This window comes from Paenibacillus sp. PSB04 (assembly GCF_025809195.1).
Lineage (GTDB): Bacteria > Bacillota > Bacilli > Paenibacillales > Paenibacillaceae > Paenibacillus_AQ > Paenibacillus_AQ favisporus.
This window is the reverse complement of the sequence record NZ_CP081301.1, coordinates 2,960,648-2,979,907: the sequence shown is the minus strand read 5'-3', so window position 1 is coordinate 2,979,907 and position 19,260 is coordinate 2,960,648. Positions and strand designations below refer to the sequence as shown.

The window sequence follows — 19,260 nt, the reverse complement described above, 5'->3', positions numbered from 1 at the left end:
GATCGCCCTCCCTCTCATACACCCGGCATAACTCAAATAATGAGCACACTCGGCACGTATATATCGGGTTCCATAAGATATGCAGACCAATCCCGTTCGCTCCGCACAGGGGCAGAGCCTTTGAGCACTATTCAGTTAGCGGCACAAAGTGAAAAAACGGAATTTGATGTAGTACATATCTTATTCGAACCCTCCGATCATTATAAGTATCCTCATGTTAACACAACAGCGCGGCGGATACAATTCCCAATTACCAAAAAGATGAAAAGATTTGCCGCTACCTTCCTGATCGTACCTGCTTAACCTCCGCTTCCCCAGACAGCGTGACGCGGTTGCGCCCGCCCGTCTTGGAGCGGTACAGCGCCTCGTCCGCTTTCAGGATCAAATCGCGCGGTGAGCGTCCATGCTCGGGATACGCCGCTACGCCGGCCGAGATCGTCACCGGCACTCCGATCGGGTTCGCGGTTCTCTCCATCTCTTTTCTTAAACGTTCGGCCACTACGCCGGCTTCCCTCGGCCCGCTGCGCTGCACCAGAATCCCGAATTCCTCGCCCCCATAGCGGAAGCACAAATCCCCTTCCAAGGACACGTTTCGCATCAGCTGGGCCAAGTGCTTCAGCACCTGATCGCCGAGCACATGCCCATAGGTATCGTTGACTCCCTTGAAGTGGTCAATGTCTATTAAGATGACTGCAAAGGGCACATGGTACTCAGTCCACTGCTGCAGCACCGTATCCAGCGTCCTCCGGTTGGCCAGCCCGGTCAGCTCGTCGACGCCCGCCTCGTTCCGAAGCTGGGTCAAATCCTGATTCAAGTGCTGGAACGCGATTTTGACGCTTTGCGACAGCAGCCTGACCTCATAATAAGCCGATTTAATGTCGGGAACGTTCTGCGGGCGTGCCGAGCCGAGCGTGGCCTGGTCGGAAAATTGAGCCAGCGTATTGAGCGGTTTGGCAATGCGGCTGGCCACCCACCATCCCAAAATGAGGATCAGCAGCAGGAACGGAAGGGAGGCGAGAAGCACCCTTTTGATCAAATCATGAAGCGGCTTGTCAATGACCGACGTCGGCGTCTGGGAAATAATCCCCCACGAGCTGCTCGGTTCATAAGCGTAACCCGCAAAGAATTGGCCCCCTTCGGAATTCGTCACCCGCTGCGACCCGCTTTTTTTCATCAGGACGTTCTTCACGACCGGATTGCTGATAACCGATTTGCCGATTCGCTGCTTGTCCGGATGAAAAATGATGGCCCCGTTCTTTTCCACTACGTAAACGTAAGACCCGTTGCCGAAAAAGTGCTCCTTCAGCATCGTGCTGAGCACGTTTTTATCTTCGAGATAAATGGTTCCGCCGACAAACCCTTGATAAGCGCCGGATGCATCGACGATTGGTGCTGAAATGAGGATAATGTACCTCCCTGTCGTCGCCCGGTAGGGGTTCGAAATAAAAGGCGCTTTCAAGGAAACCGCCATTTTGCTCTGGGCCGAGGTCAGCTGATCCCCGACTTCAATGCCGATCGTATGCGGACTGAGCGCCCGGACGATGCGGTCGGCGTCCGCAACGACTATAGAGTTAAAATACTGCGTATTCTCCTGAAACAGATCGTCAAAGAGCTGGGCGTCCATCTCCTGGCTCCGTCCGGATATTTTGGCAATCGCATTGATATTTTGCTGCATCGTAACGAGAAGCTCGTTCGTATTGGAAGCCAGCTTTTTGGCATACTGCTCGTTATTCTGAAGATAATTGCCAATTAAGGAGGCGCGGTTGACTTGAACGGCTGAAGTGATGCTGGTCAGCATCGTAAGCAGGATCGCAATAATGACAAGCAGGCTGATCGTAAACCGGAGCGTAAAACCTTTTTGGATCAAATATTTCAACGTTATATCCACCTTGAGTCTAAAAATAGAAAAAGATGTCGCATCGTGACGCTTTACATTATACATGAACGCCGGAAGTGCATCTATAGCGTGTTGTGCCATCTGCTGTAATAAGAAAAACGTCTATCGACGTACTTTCGAAGAAGACAGACCGCGTCTAGAGGAAGTTTTTCTTACGAGATCAGGAAGCAGAAGCTCCGAAACTTATACTTTCTTATCTCTTAAAAAAGGGCAGCCTTGTCGGCTGCCCGCTGCGGCTGTCCTGGGATGTCCAGCGTTAGGAGCGGCGTTATGCCGCGTCTTAAATTCCGAAAAAGCGCCGGGTCGTCCTTACCGTAGCCGCAGCCAGCGCCGCAGGCTCTTCCCCCCTGCAGTCGGCGATGACCCCGAGAATGTGCGCCAGGAAAGCGGGCTCGTTCCGTCCGCCCTTCGGCTTCGGCCGCAGATCACGCGGTGTCAGATAAGGCGCATCGGTCTCGATCATCAGGCGGTCCAGCGGAATGTCCCGGACGAGCTCACGCAAATGCCCGCCCCGCCGCTCGTCGCAAATCCAGCCGGTGATGCCGATGTGCAGCCCCATCTCAAGGTAGGTGTACAGCTCTTCTGCGCTGCCCGTAAAACAATGCACAACCGCGCGCCGAATCAATGCCGGGTGGTCTTTCAGCATCGCGGCAAAATCGGCATTCGCGTCCCTTTCATGCAGAAACAGCGGCATGTCCAGCTCTTCCGCCAGACGCAGCTGCTCCTCAAACCAGCGGCGCTGCACGTCGCGCGGGGAAAAATCCCGGTTGTAGTCCAGCCCGCATTCGCCGATCGCCACCACCTCAGGCAGCCCGGCCAGCCGCCGCAGCCGCTCCGCCGTATCCGGTCCGCAGTCCTTGGCGTCATGCGGATGAACGCCTGCCGTCGAGAACAGCCTGCCAGGATACGACTTTGCGTAGTGCGCCGCCTCCTCGCTGCTCTCCACAGACGTTCCGGTTATGATCAGCTGCTCTACGCCCGCTTCAGCGGCCCGGGCCAACACCTCCTCCCGGTCCCGGTCGAACGATGAATTCATCAGGTTAACGCCGATATCAATGATCGGTAAAGTCATGGCTGCCAAATCCTTTCGTTATCTATCTTAAGGCATCTACCTTAAAGTCAAACCATAAAGTACGGCACCAATATTATAGGGGACAACGATCCTCTGCACAAGGATTCCTGGCATTTCAAATGAAATCTTGCATGAATGTTATATGATCGAAGTTGAATTGAAAAACGGAGGAGGAAAACTTCATGGAAAAGGATCATTTAGCTTTTACGCACCGGAACTTAAAGCCCGGCGAATTCATTATGTTCGGCAAGTATCCGCAGTCTGCAGACGGTCAAGAACTGGCGATACAATGGCGTGTTCTTCATCATTCAGGAAGCGAGCTGTTTGTTTTGAGCGAGTATATTTTGGACTGCAGGAGGTATCACGGCAAGAACGCGGATCTGAAATGGCGCGAATGCACGGAAATAACTTGGCAGGACTGCGATTTGCGCGAGTGGCTGAATGATGAATTCTATAACGCCGCGTTTAGTGACGCCGAAAAGGAGTTCATTAAGACGACACCTTGCACGGACAACGGAGAAGGCTGCCCGGACACAGAGGACAAGGTTTTTCTGCTTAGCGCTGCCGAGCTAGAGAAGTTATCCGGGGTTCACGGCAAGGATGTGAGGCGTGCGGTTGGAACCGATTTTGCCAAGACGAACAAGCCCGATGGATGCCGCTTATATGTATATGACAAATCGAACAAAGACAACTATATCCTGAGGGACGGCGAAGAAACCGGCTGCTCCTGGTGGTGGCTGCGAACCCAAGGTAACAAGCCTTCACGCGCGTATTTTGTAGGGACAGGCTGCAGTATTCGCAGCTATGGGAATAACAGCATAAGCGGATATGGCGTACGTCCTGCTATAAAAATAAATCTTTCCTGAGTCTTGTTTTTAAGGGAGGCAGACATGGATGGCATGACATCGAAGGAAGCGGCGTTAAAGGTGAAACAGTGGCCTAGGCAAACTATAGCGGCGGGTCCTCGTCATACCGTTGGTCTAAAATCTGACGGCACGGTAACAACTGCGGGCGATAATAAATACGGCCAATGTGATGTAAGCGGCTGGCGTGATCTGGTGGCGGTTGCGGCCGGTAATGTTCATATGGCGGCGAACACAGGCAATGCTCATACCGTCGGTCTGAAGTCGGACGGTACGGTGGTCGCGGCGGGTTGGAATAAGCATGGCCAATGCAGCGTAGACGGTTGGCGCGATATTGCAGCGGTTGCGGCAGGCTGGCGCCGTACCGTCGGCCTGCGATCGGATGGCACCGTAGTAGCCGTGGGCCGAAACCATGAAGGCCAATGCAACGTCGGCGGCTGGCGTGATATAGCTGCGGTCGCAGCGGGTGACTGGCATACCGTGGGCCTTCAATGGGACGGCACGGTAACGGCTGTAGGTAATCATCGGTATGGCCAATGCAATGTTAGCAGCTGGAGCGGCATGGTCGCAACAGCCGCAGGTTACCTTCATACCGTCGGGCTTCACTCGGATGGTGCGGTGGCGGCTGTGGGTCTGAATAAGCATGGTCAATGCGATGTAAGCGGCTGGAGCGGAATGGTGGCGATTGCGGCGGGCAGTTATCATACCGTCGGCCTCAAATCGGACGGCACGGTGACGGCTGTGGGTCACAACGAATATGGCCAGTGCGATGTCAGCGGCTGGCGCGATATGGTGGCCGTCGCGGCGGGATGTACGCATACCGTCGGCCTGAAATCGGATGGCACGGTGGTGGCTGTGGGTCACAACGAATATGGCCAGTGCGATGTCAGCGGCTGGCGCGGCATCCTACTGCCCGGCACTTCGTTATCAATATAATAACTTGACATTCCACACGAAAACATGAGCTGGACTTCGAATTAGGCAAGGGGTATGCGACATTGAATCAGGCGGGTTGACACCGCCCGATCATATAAAAAGACCGCATCCTGACGGAGTGCGGTCTAGCGTCATTATTTGTATACGGGTTTGCCGTATTCCGCCTTCTTCTCAAAGAGAACGGTATACGTTTCGTCTGGGCCGTCAACGGACGGGGCTACCACTTTCTTCAGCCCGCTCAGAGGCAGGATCGCCGGACTCCTAAGACCATATTTGCGAAATGTGGGTCTGTGTCGTTGACTCATGACGATTCCCCTCCTAATAAATCATGAATTGAATCCAGTAACGCTTTATTGAGATAACATATCTCCTCAAAAATCTGCTCCGTGACCTGGACGGAACCTCTCAGGTGGACCGTGAACACGTATCTTCTCGCTAAAGGATAACACAAGATATATTCCTTCACAACCGATTTGCGATTTCGTTGACTAAATGTCACATTTCCGCTGGCGTGAACGTCCACCACATGGATCGGTTCTTCTCCCGGTCTCAGGTTGACATTGGCATCCAAGGAATATTCATAGCCGATTTCGCCAACCCCGTCGCTGCCGACCTGCTTTATTGTACGGTCCCCGGCTTTGAAAAGTGCTGTGCCGCTGACCGTATACGGCGTGGAAATAAACGACAGCCGCAGCGCCCGGCAGATCCGGTTGTAAATATCCGTATCGAGTGCAGGCTTATGATTCAATTCCTCAAAAAAGCCGATAATCTTCAGCAGCCTGTCCCTCTCCTCTTCGGATTCACGGAGCAGATCGTAAGGATCGCTCTGTTTGCTGCCCCAATGCTCGATCATGCTGCCGATTTTACTGCACGAGACGCCCACGGCCGCATTCCAGTTGCGCGGGTTCATCTGATAGGTGAGCGTGGTCATGCCGAACAGATCCGAAGGCGTCTTAAAGCCTTCAATCCGTTCCTCCTCCTCATCCTCCTGCTCAGGAATATGCGACGGAACGAGAAAAAATACCCGTTCTCTCCCCAGTTTACTCCAAAACAAGCCCATCTCAAACACCGTATTATCTCTGGCTGTATAATATAACTTACCCCGCACGAGCGTCACGTCATCAGGGTGGAACACAAAAACCGCAAAATCGCTACCCTGGATCTGGGCTTCCAAGTCCTCCATCGTATAACGGTTGGCGTGAAACACTCCTCTATGCCAAGGAGTCACGACCGCGTAGTGCTCCAGTTCCTCCTGCACCGCATTCACGATCGGAATGGCTTCCCTGGATGAGCCGATGAAAACGAAAGGTTTGTCCATAACTCCCTCCAGAACATCCATAATCTACCTATTATCAGTATATCATAGCATGGTAGATTCAATGACTGTTACTTTTCGCGCTTACGAAAGTCCGCCCATGATTTCAAAGTTTGCTATGTATGCCTGACAGAACTTGTCTATATAAAAAGGTTACAAAAAGTAAAGGACTGCGGACAGCCCTGCTGAACCGCAGCCTTCGTGTACAAGCCAATTACCGGGAACGGACGACCTGCCTCACAGACAGCATCTGCCGTATAAGGTACGTCTCCACCATAAACGCTTGAATGATATCCTTTTTCGCTATACCAGCTCAACTTCACCCTGCATTCCTTCCGGAAAACGCACCTCGACCTCCACATCGGCCGGAGACTCCACGCGCAGCGTCATCCGGTTGTCCGAAACGTTCCAGCGGACGCGGATTTCGCCGCCGGCCGGCAGCGGAACGGTCCCACTGGCCCAGCTTAGTCCGCACGGCTGGGGAGCGACCGCCACCTTGCTCCATCCGTCCTCCAGCCGTTTTACGCCGAGAATGCATTCGCCCAGAAAATATCCCGGGGCGGCGGACCAGGCATGGCAATGGCTCCGGGTAAGCTGGTTCGGATTGGCCCGGTTTTCGCTGAAGTTCGGGTACATCTCCCAGCAGGTGGTGGCGTCGTTATCGATCATCTGCCCGTAATGGGCCCGAATGTCGGCGAGCAGCAGCTCGAACTGGCCGGCTTCCTCCAGCGCCTCGTAATAGAAGAAGGACATGAACGGGCTGCCAATCTGCACGAAATCCGCGGGAGGAAACTTCAAATAGGCTTCCATCAGCGTTTTTCTGCCGCCGGAAGCGGCCCCGCACAGGTAGGCGACCACCTGGGTCTGCATGCTGAAGGTATCGGAACGGCGGCCGTCCGCATGGATGCAGTCCAGATAGGCGTGGCGTTCATCGGACCACAGATGCCGGTTAATGGCTTCCGTCAGCCGACCGGATGCTTCCTCATATGCGGCGGCGGTCCCTTTCTGCCCGGCCGCGGCCGCAATGGCTGCCGCATCGCGCAGCGCCTTGGCCAAGAACAGGTTCTGATGGGTCACGATGCCTTCGCGCGGCTGATCGATCGGGGCCCAGTCCAGGAAGTTCCAGCCCTTCATCTCCAGCAGTCCGTCCCCGTTCAGATGTTCCAGGTAGGCCTCCATGGTCAGCTGAACCGCCGGCCAGATTTCCGCCGCAAACGCCGTGTCGTTCGTATGGGAAATAAATTCGCGGCAGGCGATGGCCCAGAAGAAGGTCCAGTTCGGGATCACGCTGTTCCAGGCGCTCGGCACCTGGTTCAAATACAGCGGCGTCATGTCTGCCGATCCCGGAACCAACCGCAGGCAGCGTTTGACGATGTCGGTCACGCCGAACACATAATAATTGACGAGCGCCTCATTGCGGCTGTCCCCGACCCAGAACACCTGCTCATAGGAAGGGCAGTCGATGAACGTGTCTTCCATGCACAGCCGGGTCGTGTGACGGCTGATGTCCCAAATATCGTTCAGCCGGGCGTCCGAGCAGCGGAACGCGCCGATCTCGGCGGCGGGATACGTGCTCTGACGGATGTATACTTCGTGAAGCTTCACCGGACCACGCTGTTCGCGGATGGTCAGAATCAAGTACCGGAAGCCGCGGCGGACGGGCGACAGGTAGGACTGGCGGCCGGACCGGCATATATAACGGAACGTATTTTCGAGGCCGTACGTATGCTGCCGGTAATCGTCCTTGATGTATTCGACCCCGTACGCATCAATGACCGTGCCTTCCGGCGCGTCCAGTTCGAAGCCGATAAAACCGGAACGCTCCTTGCCCAGATCAATCACGATCTCGCAGTCACCATCGGGGAACGCCTCGAGCTGTGCGAAGTTCTGCGTCGGCAGCACCGCAAACTGCAGCTCCTGCGGCACCCGGTGTTTTTCGCTCAGCGTCCGCCACACGCTGGCCCCGAATACATCCACGGCCGAATACAGCTGTCTCGACACGGGCTGCATCCAGCGTTCATAGCCCCGAAGCTCCTGCTCGGTCCGGATCGTCTTCAGCCGTAAATAGTCCGGATCGTCCCTGTGGAGCTCCCGGCCGTCCTTGTAATCGATATACTCAACCGCATCGAAAGGGCCGACGGCCGTAAACGGATTGCCCTCCTCATTTCGTGCCGCGTGAAGTGGAGCCCGCAGCGTAAACGCCGCCTCGCTGTCCACTCCGATGTGGAACACCGAGCCATGGTCGCCGGACGTAATGTCCATCAGCAGCAGATGACTCCCGCTGCCCAAGGTCAGCGTGTAGTATGTTTCCGGCTGATCCACATGCGTCGGGGTGCAGCGGATGCCGTCGACGTACAGATCGTCGGCCCGCGTGCCGGTCGGAAAGCCGATGGCTACTTCGCCGTCCTCTTCCATGACCAGTACCGCAGCCAAGAGGCCGGTAAAGCCCACCGGATTGGCGTGTGTGATGCTGTCCTTCACCATCTGGTTCCGCAGGTCGATGGCGGCCGTGAACCTTGGTGCCTTGACGCGGGCCAAAGACATCACCTTGGACGGGTACTTCTTCTCCTCCGTCAGGAACGGGATGTCCCTTGGAATGAGCCGTGTCCACGGCTGCGTGCCTGCCGGGCCAATTTCCAACGCGGCACTCCAGGAGGCGTCATCGTATCCCGGCTGGTTCCATGCCTCATCCCACAGCCTGGCGTCGTACACTTCAGCAAATCCCTGCTGACAAGACATCCGCGGGGAAGTGCTGTCCTGGGCCGCCAGCTTGGCCGTTCTCCAGGTCCGGTCCGTGGCGGCGATCACCTCGTCCCCATACTCCACCTGGGCGATCAGTCCTCCGCGCCCGGCGAGATAATAGAAGTTGGCCAGTCCAAAATGAAGGACAAGCACCGCAATCGTATTGTCCGCCCCCGGACGCAGCAGGTGCCCGATGCTGTATGTATCATACATCTGCTCCTTCGGCCAGGAGCGCGTCGTTCCCCTGCCGGCCAGGTAACCGTTTACAAAAAGGACGTAGCGCGAGTCCGCGGTGATGCTGAGCGATACGGGCCGTCCCCGGTCCCCCTCATAGGCAAAGGTCTTGCGGAAGCATCTCCATTCATTCCGGGGGCTCGGCTCTCCCTCTCCCCAAATCCACATCGCCTTCCAATGCTTATCCATCATTAAGCCTCCTCTCTGCCCTTAGCTTTGTACAATCACCGCCCTGTTGTCAAGTAAAGCGGTGAAATTCAACTCAAGGAATTCAGTCACTCGGTGTAGAATGGAAAACACAGCATTGTAGCTGTACGCCTTGAATTTACGGTTATGTTATTGATGGTGAGGAGGAGGAAGATTTGAGGCTAGAAATCAGGAATATAACGGAGGGCAAATTGGACGAATTTTTTTCCATTCTGAGAGAAGCTTCGTTATGGTTACAAATCGAAGGCAAGGCGATGTGGGATCCCCATCAATTAACCCCTGAACATATACTGAAAAGCTGCTCCATCGAGCAATGCTATGTTGATTTAGAAAGGTGGACGAACGAATGATGTTTGGCGTCTATCCAACCGCATTTTATGAAATAGGCTCCCCCTGACGGGTCATCTTCCCGTTTCACGAAAAAAAGCCCGCGCTTGCCGCGCAGGCTCTTCTTCCCCACTAGAGCAGCCGGGTTATTCAGCCACCCTCTATTTCTTTAATGCATCCGCCCGGTCCACCCAGACGGTCAAGTCCTGGTAAGGCGTGCGTTTTCCTTGAGGCGCCTGTCCTTCTGCCGGAACGCCCAGATAAATAAAGCCGAGTACCTTGTCGTTCGGGCCAAGACCGAAATGCTCGTTCATCTTGGCGTGGTATGTCGGCTCGCCGGTTCTCCAGATCGCTCCGAGGCCCAGGGCATGCGCTTCCAGCAGCATATTCTGGATCGCCGCGAACACCGCTCCGTACTCCTCCAGTTCAATCACCTTGGGGTGATCCTTCGGCGTGACCGCCACCGCGATGACAACCGGAGCGCGCATCGGCTTCTGCCGGGCCGATTCCGCCGCCGCTTCGGCTTCCGGGGATCCTGGTCCGCCCGCCTGCTCCACAGCGACTTCCGCCAATGCGTTGCCGAGCAATTCCCGTCCTTCCCCGCGAAGGACGAAGAAGCGCCATGGCTCGGTCATCCGGTGGTTCGGCGCCCAGGTGCCCGCCTCCAGGATTTGTTCAATGGAAGCGGCAGGCACTTCCTCCTGCGTCACTTTCCCGATGCTCCGTCTGGAGCGGATCGCTTCCGAAACGTTCATATCTCATTCCCCACTCTCTTTAAGAATGCTTATTCAAGTCCTGTGTACTATTGTAGCAAAAAACGGACCGCGATTTCTAACCCGGCGATTCCACCGGGCTTCTCCAACTCCAAGGCAGCGTCAAGATGGATGATCCCGCCTTTTACCCTGCGGTGACGTTCCGATAATGATGCGTTAACACTGCAAGCGTACACTGAAGCAGACAAGCTGTTTATACATATCCTTCGGGAAGGGGTTCATCACTATGACAAAAAAATGGTTCGTTTCCTCCCTCGCGGCCTTGTCCGTGGGGGGCACAGCCCTGCTTCAGAGCGCATCGGCAGCACCGGCCGATGTGAAGTATTCCGTTAATGGACAGTCGTTTACACCGTCCGTCCCTGCCGTTGAGCAGCAGGATCACCTGTATTTTCCGATCCGCGACATCGGCAACCTGCTCGGCAAGTATGTCGACTGGGACGAAGTTCGCCAAACGGCTTCTTTTACGGACAAGCCCAAGCTGACCGGTAAGTACACGTTGGATCATGCGGATCTGGCGGAGGGCATCAAATTTGGCATCGGCTCCTCGCTGGCACATATCCCGGGCGACCCGGATAACGTCTTCTATACGACGGCTGACCGCGGCCCGAACGGGGAAATCGACGTAAACGGCGAGACCCGCCGGACGTTCCCGCTGCCGAACTATACGCCGTCCATCTATAAAATCCAGCTGGATCAAGGGAAAATCGCCGTCCTTGAGACCATTCCGCTCAAAATCAACGGAACCGATCCCGTGACGGGCAGCAGCAAGATTACAGGACTGCCGAACCTAAAATCCCGGGACGAGGTCCCTTATGAGACAACTGCCCAGAAAGTCATCTCTTACGATCCTTATGGACTTGATGTCGAAGGGCTTGCCTACAATCCACAAGACGATACATTCTGGATCTCCGACGAGTACGGCCCTTACCTTGTACAAGTAAAACGCGACGGTACGCTGGTGCAGCGCCTGGCGCCCCAAGGGATCAGCTCCGAGCTGAACACGGCAGCGCTGCCGCTGAAGGATACGCTGCCTGCGGTTTATTTGGACCGCCGCCAGAATCGCGGTGCAGAAGCGGTCGGAATTACGCCGGACGGGAAGTGGATGTTCATGGCGATGCAGAGCCCGCTGCGGAATCCCGACAAGAGCGTCGATAATTCCCGGGCGCTCCGCATTTTGAAGATCGACCTGGCCACTCTCAAGCCGGTGGCCGAATACGCCTATCTTACTGAAGACGCTGGCCAGTTCAAGGACCTGAAGCAATCCGATATCGTCATTTCTGATCTTAACGTCATCGATGAGAACACCCTGCTGATCGACGAACGCGACAAAAATGCCGGCGATGCCGCCCAGCTCAAACGGATTTATGCCATCAACCTGACCGATGCAACCAACATTCTCGGCAAGTATGACGAGGCGGGACCCAGCGGCAAAACGCTGGAGCAGATGAGCCCGGCCGAGCTTCGCCAAGCCGGCATTATGACGCCGCTCAAGCGGACTGTGCTCGATGCGGTGGAATTCAACTATCCGAACGAGAAAATCGAAGGCATCTCGCTCGTGAACGGACATACGCTGGTCATCGTGAACGACAATGACTTTGGCGTCACCAATCCGGATGCCAAGGAAAACGGTACGGACCTGTGGACCTTCGAGCTTCCCTACGATTTAAAATAAGGCGCAAATCCATAAAAGACCGGCCATGGAGACTTCCTCCGTGGCCGGTCTTTTTGGGTTCCGCGAAAACCCGTTTGGGAATTGGCGGTCAATCTTCGCCCTGCCGTTACCGCCGGCTGCCAACCTTTCGCTTGACCTGCTCCAATACAGCAAGAACAGGCTGGCTTTTGACGGGCTTGCTGATGTATTCGTCCATCCCTGCCCCGAGGCAAATATCCCGGTCCTCCTTCAGCGCGTTGGCCGTGACCGCCACGATCATCGGGCAGCTGTCCTTCGGCAGGATCGCCCGAAGCTTGCGGGTCGTCTCCAGACCGTTCATGCCAGGCATCTGGACGTCCATGAAGATGATGTCATACGTCGTGTTTTCGGCCGCGCGCAGCACATCGTGGCCGTTGGTGACGACGGTCACCGCATGGCCCTGCTTCTCCAGCATTTTGCGCAGCACGATCTGGTTGATCTCATTGTCCTCCGCAATCAAAATGTTGAGCGGATCGGTATCGGATGTTTCCTTTTGTTCGCAGCTATTGGCATGCTCAGGCTCCTGTCGATTCTTGAGAAGGACCGTAAACACAAAGGTCGTTCCGGGTCCTTCCTTTTTCTCTACCCATATATGGCCGCCCATGACGTTCACGAGCTTCTTGCTGATGGCCAGCCCCAGCCCGGTTCCTTCATAATTGCGGGTCATGAAATTGTCCACCTGGGAGAACGGTTCGAAGATCGCTTCCAGCTTGTTATCCGGAATGCCAATGCCCGTATCCGATACCTTGAATTCCAGATCAATCAGCTCGTCCTCCTCGAACACCTTCCGGACGTTGACCGTAATCCCTCCATGAAGCGTAAACTTCACCGCGTTGCCCACGAGGTTCATCAGAACCTGCTTGATCCGCTTGGGATCCCCGAAGAGCATCTCCGGAATGTCGTCCTCAACAGTAAAGGACATCTCCAGCTGTTTGGCGCTCGCCTTGGCGGACACCATATCGAACGTTTCCTGGATGCACTGCTTCAGATCGAACATATCCTCCTGCAGTTCCGTCATACCGGCTTCCACCTTGGAAAAATCCAGAATATCGTTGATGATGGCCAGCAGCGTTTCACCGCTCTTGCGGATAATTTCGATATATTCCTTCTGCTCATCGTCGAGGTCCGTCGTCGTCTCCAGCAAATCCGTCATTCCGATGACACCATTCATCGGCGTCCGGATCTCATGGCTCATCATCGCCAGAAATTCGCTTTTCGCTTTATTCGTACTTTCCGCCAGCTCCTTGGCCATAATGAGCTGCCGCTGCTCGGTGAAATCCTTGGCAATGATATAGAAGCCCACATTTTTGTTGTTGATGATGATGGGTGCCAGCGTCGTGATGACCTCCACCATGTGGCCGTCCTTATGCCGGAGCGTCTTGATATCCTGCTCTACGGTCGGGTTGTTCAGCGCTTCCTTCAACACCCGCTGCAGGTTCCGCTCCCCGATAAAGCGCGCAATGCTCCTGCCCGCCATCTCGCTGACCTTGCAGCCGGTCATCTGCTCGGCTCGGGTATTGGCATTCAAAATATTTCCATTTAAATCGAGTGAAATGATCGCGTCGTGGTTATATCTTTTTAGGGAGGTATACCGCTCGACGGTTTCCTGCAGCTTCTGCTCGGCAGCCTTCGTATGGGAAATATCGTTCAAAACGACTATGTAATGTTCGGGATTTCCCTCCGCGTCCGGCATAATAGAAATATGCACGGCCGCCCACACGGTTCTCTCATCTTTCCGGATGTAGCGGCCTTCGATTTCGACGGAAGTCTGCTCTGGATAATTTTGAATAAGCTTCTTCACCTGGCTCAAATTGGTTTCCAGATCTTCGCGGTAAATCAATCTTTCAAAACGCTGTTGCTGAAGTTCCTCCCAGGAATATCCCAGAATGCGGGTGAGCGCCGGGTTTGCTTGAACCCATTCTCCCCGGACGGTAATCACGGCAACACCAAAAGGAGCATTTTGGTACACATGCTGTAAATAAGAATACTCCTCTTCATTCTGTACTCTGTTCATTTTGCGCCTCCTGCCATGGTAGTACAGCCTGGTTTTTGTATTTTTCTCTCCATCGCGTTTATATCTTAAAGGAACTGTAGTCCGACCCCTGACAAACCAAAATAAGCATAAGCATGCTTATAAAGAGATATAAACAAAATTGACGATTTTGAAACCTCTTTGACGATAATTATGACAGAAATGTGGCGAAATTTATAGTTCCAACCTTTGCCGGAAGGCAATGCTATAGCGAACGTAATGATAAATCGGCAGAAAGAAAAAACCTGCAGATCTGCAGGCTTCCTTGCGTTTATTCGGATTTCAGCAGCGCGGTCAGTTCGTCAAGGGTCCGGACGACATGCTCCAGCAGCCCCGGCAGATCCTCCATCTGTTCCTCGCCGATTTTCCGGGCAAACCGGATTTCCGCCGTATTCGACAAGCGTTTTGTCTCATCGCCATAGCGCCAGCTGAGCGTCTGGGATACCGACTGCTCCGGCCACCGCTGTTCCAGCAGGCTCTGGATGACAGCACATTCCTCGCCCTGCGGACCGACTTCCATATAAAAGCGGATTCGGATCGTGCACCCTGGCTGTGCCTCCTTCTGCTCCAGCAGCTCCGCGGCCAAATCGGCCAGCGAGGCGGCAAGGCCGATCTCTGCGGTCACCGCTTCGTTCCCGCTGCGCACGAACCGAATCGCAAATTCCCTCGACATGACCGACATTTCCATCCGGTCGTCGCGGCCGGTGACGCGAACCGCACCGTCCAGGTTGTCCAGGTCGTAGACCAGGTTCTCCACTGCCACCTTCAGGTTGTCGAAAATGCTCGGATCGAACATCACCATACGTCTGCCGCATATTTGAGACCGATCTGGCGTCTCGCATCCTCCATAATTTCAGCCACGATGAGGGAGCTCTCCAAAGAATTGATCTTGCTGTCGCGTTTGCCGCGTTCGATCAGCCGGATAAACTCGTCCAGCTCATAGTACATCGATTCATGGGTCTGCAGCTGCGTGAGGTCCTCGACCGTGCCGTCCCTGTACTGGATTTTCACTTCATAAGGCTGGTTGATCCGGTCGATGACCATCGTTCCGTTCTCACCCTGAATCTCGGCAGGCAGGAAGGAGTCGGATATTTTCGAATACATGATGACCGCGTCCATCTCCGGATAGCGCAGCACCATGCTGCCTTCCCCATCCACGCCTGATGACAACATGATACCTGTCGCCTTCACGTATTCAGGCCGGCCAAAGAGCGAAACCATCGGATAGATGCAGTATATGCCCAAGTCCATGAGTGAACCGTTGGAAAACTCGGGATTGAAGGCGTTGAGCACCGTCCCCTCCTTAAAGGCGTCATAGCGCGAGGAATATTGACAGTAGCTGGCAAAATACCGCCGGATCTGGCCGATTTTGTACAGGTTGTCCTTCATGATTCTAAAATTCGGCATCAGCGTGGACTTCATCGCTTCCATGAGCAGCACGTCATTGCTGCGGGCCGCCTCGATCATCCGCTTCAGTTCCAAGCTGTTCGAAGCCATCGGCTTCTCGCACAGCACATGCTTGCCGTGGTTCATGCACAGGATCGCCTGGTCCGCGTGAAAAGAGTTCGGGCTGGCGGTGTAGACCGCGTCTACAACCCCGTCCGACAGCATTGCCTCGAGATCCGTGAACACCCGCGGAGATCCGTGCTCTGCGGCAAAAGCCTCTCCCTTTTCCAGGGTCCGGGAATATACTGCGGCAAGCTGAAACTGGTCATTCTCCGCGGCAGCCTGCAGAAACCGCTCCGTAATCCAGTTGGTTCCGATTACCCCGAATCGTATCATCTTCTCGCTTCCTCTCCTAACTTGTCAGTTCTGTCTTTGTGAATACTCACGATGACTATATTGTCTCATTCCCCAAAGAAGCTGTCCACTTCGGAATCCATGTCATGAGCGGCCTCGCCCACCATGGACTGAATATCTTCAGAGCTGATGTTAATATACTCATAGCCCTCTTCCTGCTGCTTCTTCAAGGCTCTCTCCTTATAAAATTTGCCGGTGCCCTCGCCTGCATCCTCGTCATATACGAGCACGATGCCGTCCGTCTTCCGGAACAGCAGATCATCCCTGGCTGCAAACTGCCACGGGCCGCTGTAGGGCTGGTTGCTGACGACGCCGTAATAGTCGATCTCTCTGAGAATTTGCCGGTAATACTCCTGCTTGTCTTCCTTCCACTTCTCTTCCGGGCTGGCAAAGGCCGAAATGATCGAGCATTTGAGCTCTGGATACTGCTCTTTCAGCGCAATAGCCGCCTCGATGCCCCACAGGTCCACGCCGTACTGCCCCGGGGTGATAACCCACTCCAGTCCCTCTTCAAGGAGCGGAATCAGCTTGGCCGTAATCGCCTGCTTAATATACGGAATGCCCGGATGCTTCTGCCCAAAGATGTTCAGCTCATGCGCCCGGTATCCGGTGACCAGACAATTTTTCATACCATCAACACCTTAACTTAGTTGGAATGCCTCTTCCTCAACAGATGATCCGCGAGTAATTCATTCCTTCTATCATACCTTGTTTTGCCTTGCGGCTTCCACCGCAAATTCAGATTGTGCTCGGTGCCGCTCTTCCCTTGTTGAAGTGATAGCGGCAGGGGACAGCCAAAAAAGGCACCCGCCGCCAATCCATCGTGGCGGGGAGGTACCCCTTTACAGAAATATATATAAGTTAAACCGTAGGTTCAATAAAATCAAGAAATCCGAAAACAAGAGCGATCGCAGGGACATTTTACGTACTTGCCCCATCATCCATTTCAATGTTTCAACTTATATAGATTACAACGAAATTTTCACTTCGGCGTTCATGCCGGGAAGCACTTTATCCGAAGGCTGGTTGATCGAAATTTTGACAGGCACCTTCTGGGTGACCTTGGTGTAGCTGCCGGTTGAGCTTTGCTGCGGAAGCACCGAGAATACCGAGGTCGTTGCATAGCCGATTTCGTCGACCGTTCCGCTGAACGTTTTGCCCGAATCTCCGTCCACGTTAATATCGACGCTTTGGCCGACCTTCAGGTCCTTCAGGTCCTTCTCCTTAATATTGGCGATGATGTACATATGATCCAAGTCGGCTTCCTGTGCGAGCACCTGTCCCGCCTGAACCAGCTCGTTCTTCCGCGCATCGCTCTTGATGATTTTACCGTTCATCCGGGTGCTGACCGGTACGGCCTTCGTTCCGTCGGATACGGTGCCTACGACGTCCTTGTCCGTCACGTTCGATCCGGTCTTGACATGCCAGTCGGTCAGCACACCGCTGTAAGTGGATACGACGGGCATCATGTCCGCGGACACGACCGCGTCGCTTGTTTTGATGTAATTTTCATTTTGGTAATAAACATAGGCGCCGGCTGCGATCAGTATAAACACGACCAGCACGCCCACAACATTTCCGATGATTAAACGAATGTTCATCTTGCCTGTTCTCCTCCATATCGTTCTATTCTGAATTTATCTTAAGAATGGGAATCCGCTGTTACTCTTTCCTTGGGACCCGGCAGGGCAAGCGGCTTTTTCGGCTTTTGCACCAGCGAAAGGCCTTTGCCTGTCACGATTTTTCCGATCGACGCCAGCAATATAATGACTGCAAGAACCAGCATCATCGTAAACAAGTGATGGTACGCTCCTAGGATGGCCGCCCGCTTCGTATTAGCAATCAGCTCATAGGAAGCCGTGCTCTGCGCCTGGGCCGCCGTCATTCCCGATCCCATCAGCTTCCGGGTCATCTGTGCCAGCTCCAGCTTCGTTTCGGCATCAAACTCGCCCAGATGGGAACGGATCTGCTCGTAATTCACGGTGTTCTGCCGGCTCAAATACCAGCCCAGCAGCGGAGACAGCACCGCGCCGACGATATTTCGCATCGTATGCAGCGTCGTGGAGCGCATCGAGGCTTTGTGAATATCCCCCGCGAGGGCCGTGCCGAGCGCTCCGCTGACCAGAGCCATGCTGACGCCGCCGCCAAGGCAGGCGGCCTGGAAGTAAAGCTTAGGCAGCGTTACGGTTGGCACCAGGTTTCGCCAGCTGAGGCAGACATAAATAATGGCCAGCGATCCGATAAAACCCAGGACGCCGGCGCCGAGCCGGTCGTACAGCAGGGTTTTCAAAATAGCCGTGATCAGAATGCCGACGAAGAACCACAGGAAAAAATGGGACAAATAACTTGGCGACAAGCTGACGTTATTTTTCAAAAAGCCGGTGATTCCCGCAATCGCAAAGATGAGCACCGCATGGGACGCGATCGCCATGATCGTGCCCGAAATCGGCTTGGGCGCCTTCAGCGTACGGAATGGCACGAGCGGCGTCTTGGCCCTGAGGTCGACGATGACGAACAGAACCGCCAATATGACGGCGACGGACAAAAACGGCCACACCTCATACGAAGTGAACCCCTTTTGCATTAAATTGCACAGCGGAATCACCAGCGAAATCATGGTCAATACAAACAAAAACACTCCCGTTTTATCCAATGGCTCGTGCTCGCCGTGATGCTCCTCCGACTTCGGGAGGCCGTAATAGCCAACGGCCAGACAGAGGACGGCGGAGACGACGTTCAGCACGTACAGCCAGCGCCAGGCGTCCAGGCTGAGGGAGACGGCTCCGAAATAGGCTCCGACGGCACTTGCCCCAAACAGGCCCGTAATGACCATAAACAGAAATGTATTGCGGATCTTGTTCGGAAATGAACGGAGGCTCACCGGCAAAATCGCCAGAAACAGCGTACCGGCGCTGAGGCCCTGGATCACCTTCCCGATCGTCAAGGCGGCCACATCAGTGGACACTGCGTTAATCAACGAGCCGCACAAAAAAATAAACACCATCGTCAGATAGTGCGCCTTGAGGCCGAATCTGCGGGCCAGCACCGGTCCAAACGGTACTCCGAGCGCGAAAGCCAGGTTCGACAGCGTGGACGGCAGCTGCAGATCATTCGAGCTCATATCCAGTCCGTTCTGAATTATCACTTGGTTGATGGTATAAGCCAGATTGCTGAAGTATTGGGGCCCGATCGCAAAAATCGTCAGCAGCGATATGATCAAATACTGCGGAACGGCCACCCTTTCTTTCTCCGACATCGGAGTGCTAATGAGTTGACTCATCCGGATTCCTCCTTTCGTCTTGTATATGATTACGTCCGTATGCAGAACAACTTGTAAATAGCAAGTTGTATTATACAACATATGCAGATCAG

15 protein-coding genes are annotated in these 19,260 nt (G+C 54.5%); 3 read left to right on the top strand and 12 right to left on the bottom strand.

Annotation, left to right across the window (positions count from 1 at the left end):
• Positions 1–277: 277 nt before the first annotated feature.
• Together K2F33_RS13765 and K2F33_RS13760 are read right to left on the bottom strand one after the other, a co-directional pair.
• Positions 278–1,876 carry a sensor domain-containing diguanylate cyclase gene (locus K2F33_RS13765; RefSeq protein ID WP_263882007.1) on the bottom strand — a complete coding sequence of 533 codons (1,599 nt, stop codon included), beginning with the start codon at positions 1,874–1,876 and terminating at the stop codon, positions 278–280.
• Positions 1,877–2,177: 301 nt separating this feature from the next.
• Positions 2,178–2,969: a TatD family hydrolase gene (locus tag K2F33_RS13760; protein WP_076173577.1), complete on the bottom strand. Its 792-nt coding sequence runs from the start codon at positions 2,967–2,969 to the stop codon at positions 2,178–2,180.
• 182 nt (positions 2,970–3,151) lie between these two features.
• On the opposite strand from K2F33_RS13760, the gene K2F33_RS13755 reads away from it, so the two are divergent.
• Positions 3,152–3,835 (top strand): DUF6273 domain-containing protein, encoded by a 684-nt coding sequence (locus tag K2F33_RS13755; RefSeq protein WP_263882006.1) that lies wholly within the window; start codon positions 3,152–3,154, stop codon positions 3,833–3,835.
• 24 nt (positions 3,836–3,859) lie between these two features.
• Complete coding sequence (locus tag K2F33_RS13750; RefSeq protein ID WP_263882005.1) at positions 3,860–4,768, top strand: RCC1 domain-containing protein; 909 nt, start codon at positions 3,860–3,862, stop codon at positions 4,766–4,768.
• Between the two features lie 134 nt (positions 4,769–4,902).
• Here K2F33_RS13750 and K2F33_RS13745 read toward each other — a convergent pair whose 3' ends face one another.
• The 4 genes from K2F33_RS13745 to K2F33_RS13730 all read right to left on the bottom strand — a co-directional run bounded on the left by K2F33_RS13745 (position 4,903) and on the right by K2F33_RS13730 (position 10,348).
• Positions 4,903–5,073: a hypothetical protein gene (locus K2F33_RS13745; protein ID WP_167372905.1), complete on the bottom strand. Its 171-nt coding sequence runs from the start codon at positions 5,071–5,073 to the stop codon at positions 4,903–4,905.
• A complete protein-coding gene (locus K2F33_RS13740) occupies positions 5,070–6,086 on the bottom strand; it encodes a TIR domain-containing protein (RefSeq protein ID WP_076173574.1) in 1,017 nt (338 codons plus the stop codon). The genes K2F33_RS13745 and K2F33_RS13740 overlap by 4 nt, the downstream gene beginning before the upstream one ends.
• Positions 6,087–6,386: 300 nt before the next feature.
• Positions 6,387–9,251 carry a glycoside hydrolase family 78 protein gene (locus tag K2F33_RS13735; protein WP_263882004.1) on the bottom strand — a complete coding sequence of 955 codons (2,865 nt, stop codon included), beginning with the start codon at positions 9,249–9,251 and terminating at the stop codon, positions 6,387–6,389.
• Between the two features lie 503 nt (positions 9,252–9,754).
• The gene (locus K2F33_RS13730; protein ID WP_152398799.1) at positions 9,755–10,348 is read right to left on the bottom strand and encodes a nitroreductase family protein; all 594 of its coding nucleotides are present in this window, start codon (positions 10,346–10,348) and stop codon (positions 9,755–9,757) included.
• A gap of 244 nt (positions 10,349–10,592) precedes the next feature.
• On the opposite strand from K2F33_RS13730, the gene K2F33_RS13725 reads away from it, so the two are divergent.
• The gene (locus K2F33_RS13725; protein ID WP_263882003.1) at positions 10,593–12,038 is read left to right on the top strand and encodes an esterase-like activity of phytase family protein; all 1,446 of its coding nucleotides are present in this window, start codon (positions 10,593–10,595) and stop codon (positions 12,036–12,038) included.
• 106 nt (positions 12,039–12,144) lie between these two features.
• Here K2F33_RS13725 and K2F33_RS13720 read toward each other — a convergent pair whose 3' ends face one another.
• From K2F33_RS13720 to K2F33_RS13695, 6 genes are all read right to left on the bottom strand, one after another.
• Positions 12,145–14,070, bottom strand: coding sequence for a PAS domain S-box protein (locus K2F33_RS13720; protein ID WP_263882002.1), 1,926 nt, complete (start codon positions 14,068–14,070; stop codon positions 12,145–12,147).
• Positions 14,071–14,359: 289 nt separating this feature from the next.
• Complete coding sequence (locus K2F33_RS13715; protein ID WP_263882001.1) at positions 14,360–14,890, bottom strand: hypothetical protein; 531 nt, start codon at positions 14,888–14,890, stop codon at positions 14,360–14,362.
• On the bottom strand, positions 14,884–15,870 hold the full coding sequence (locus K2F33_RS13710) for a Gfo/Idh/MocA family protein (protein WP_263882000.1): 987 nt from the start codon (positions 15,868–15,870) through the stop codon (positions 14,884–14,886). The genes K2F33_RS13715 and K2F33_RS13710 overlap by 7 nt, the downstream gene beginning before the upstream one ends.
• Before the next feature lie 65 nt (positions 15,871–15,935).
• Positions 15,936–16,517: an SLOG family protein gene (locus K2F33_RS13705; RefSeq protein WP_076173566.1), complete on the bottom strand. Its 582-nt coding sequence runs from the start codon at positions 16,515–16,517 to the stop codon at positions 15,936–15,938.
• 339 nt (positions 16,518–16,856) lie between these two features.
• On the bottom strand, positions 16,857–17,489 hold the full coding sequence (locus K2F33_RS13700; RefSeq protein WP_076173565.1) for an HlyD family secretion protein: 633 nt from the start codon (positions 17,487–17,489) through the stop codon (positions 16,857–16,859).
• Between the two features lie 41 nt (positions 17,490–17,530).
• Positions 17,531–19,168 carry an MFS transporter gene (locus tag K2F33_RS13695; protein ID WP_076173564.1) on the bottom strand — a complete coding sequence of 546 codons (1,638 nt, stop codon included), beginning with the start codon at positions 19,166–19,168 and terminating at the stop codon, positions 17,531–17,533.
• Positions 19,169–19,260 lie beyond the last annotated feature (92 nt).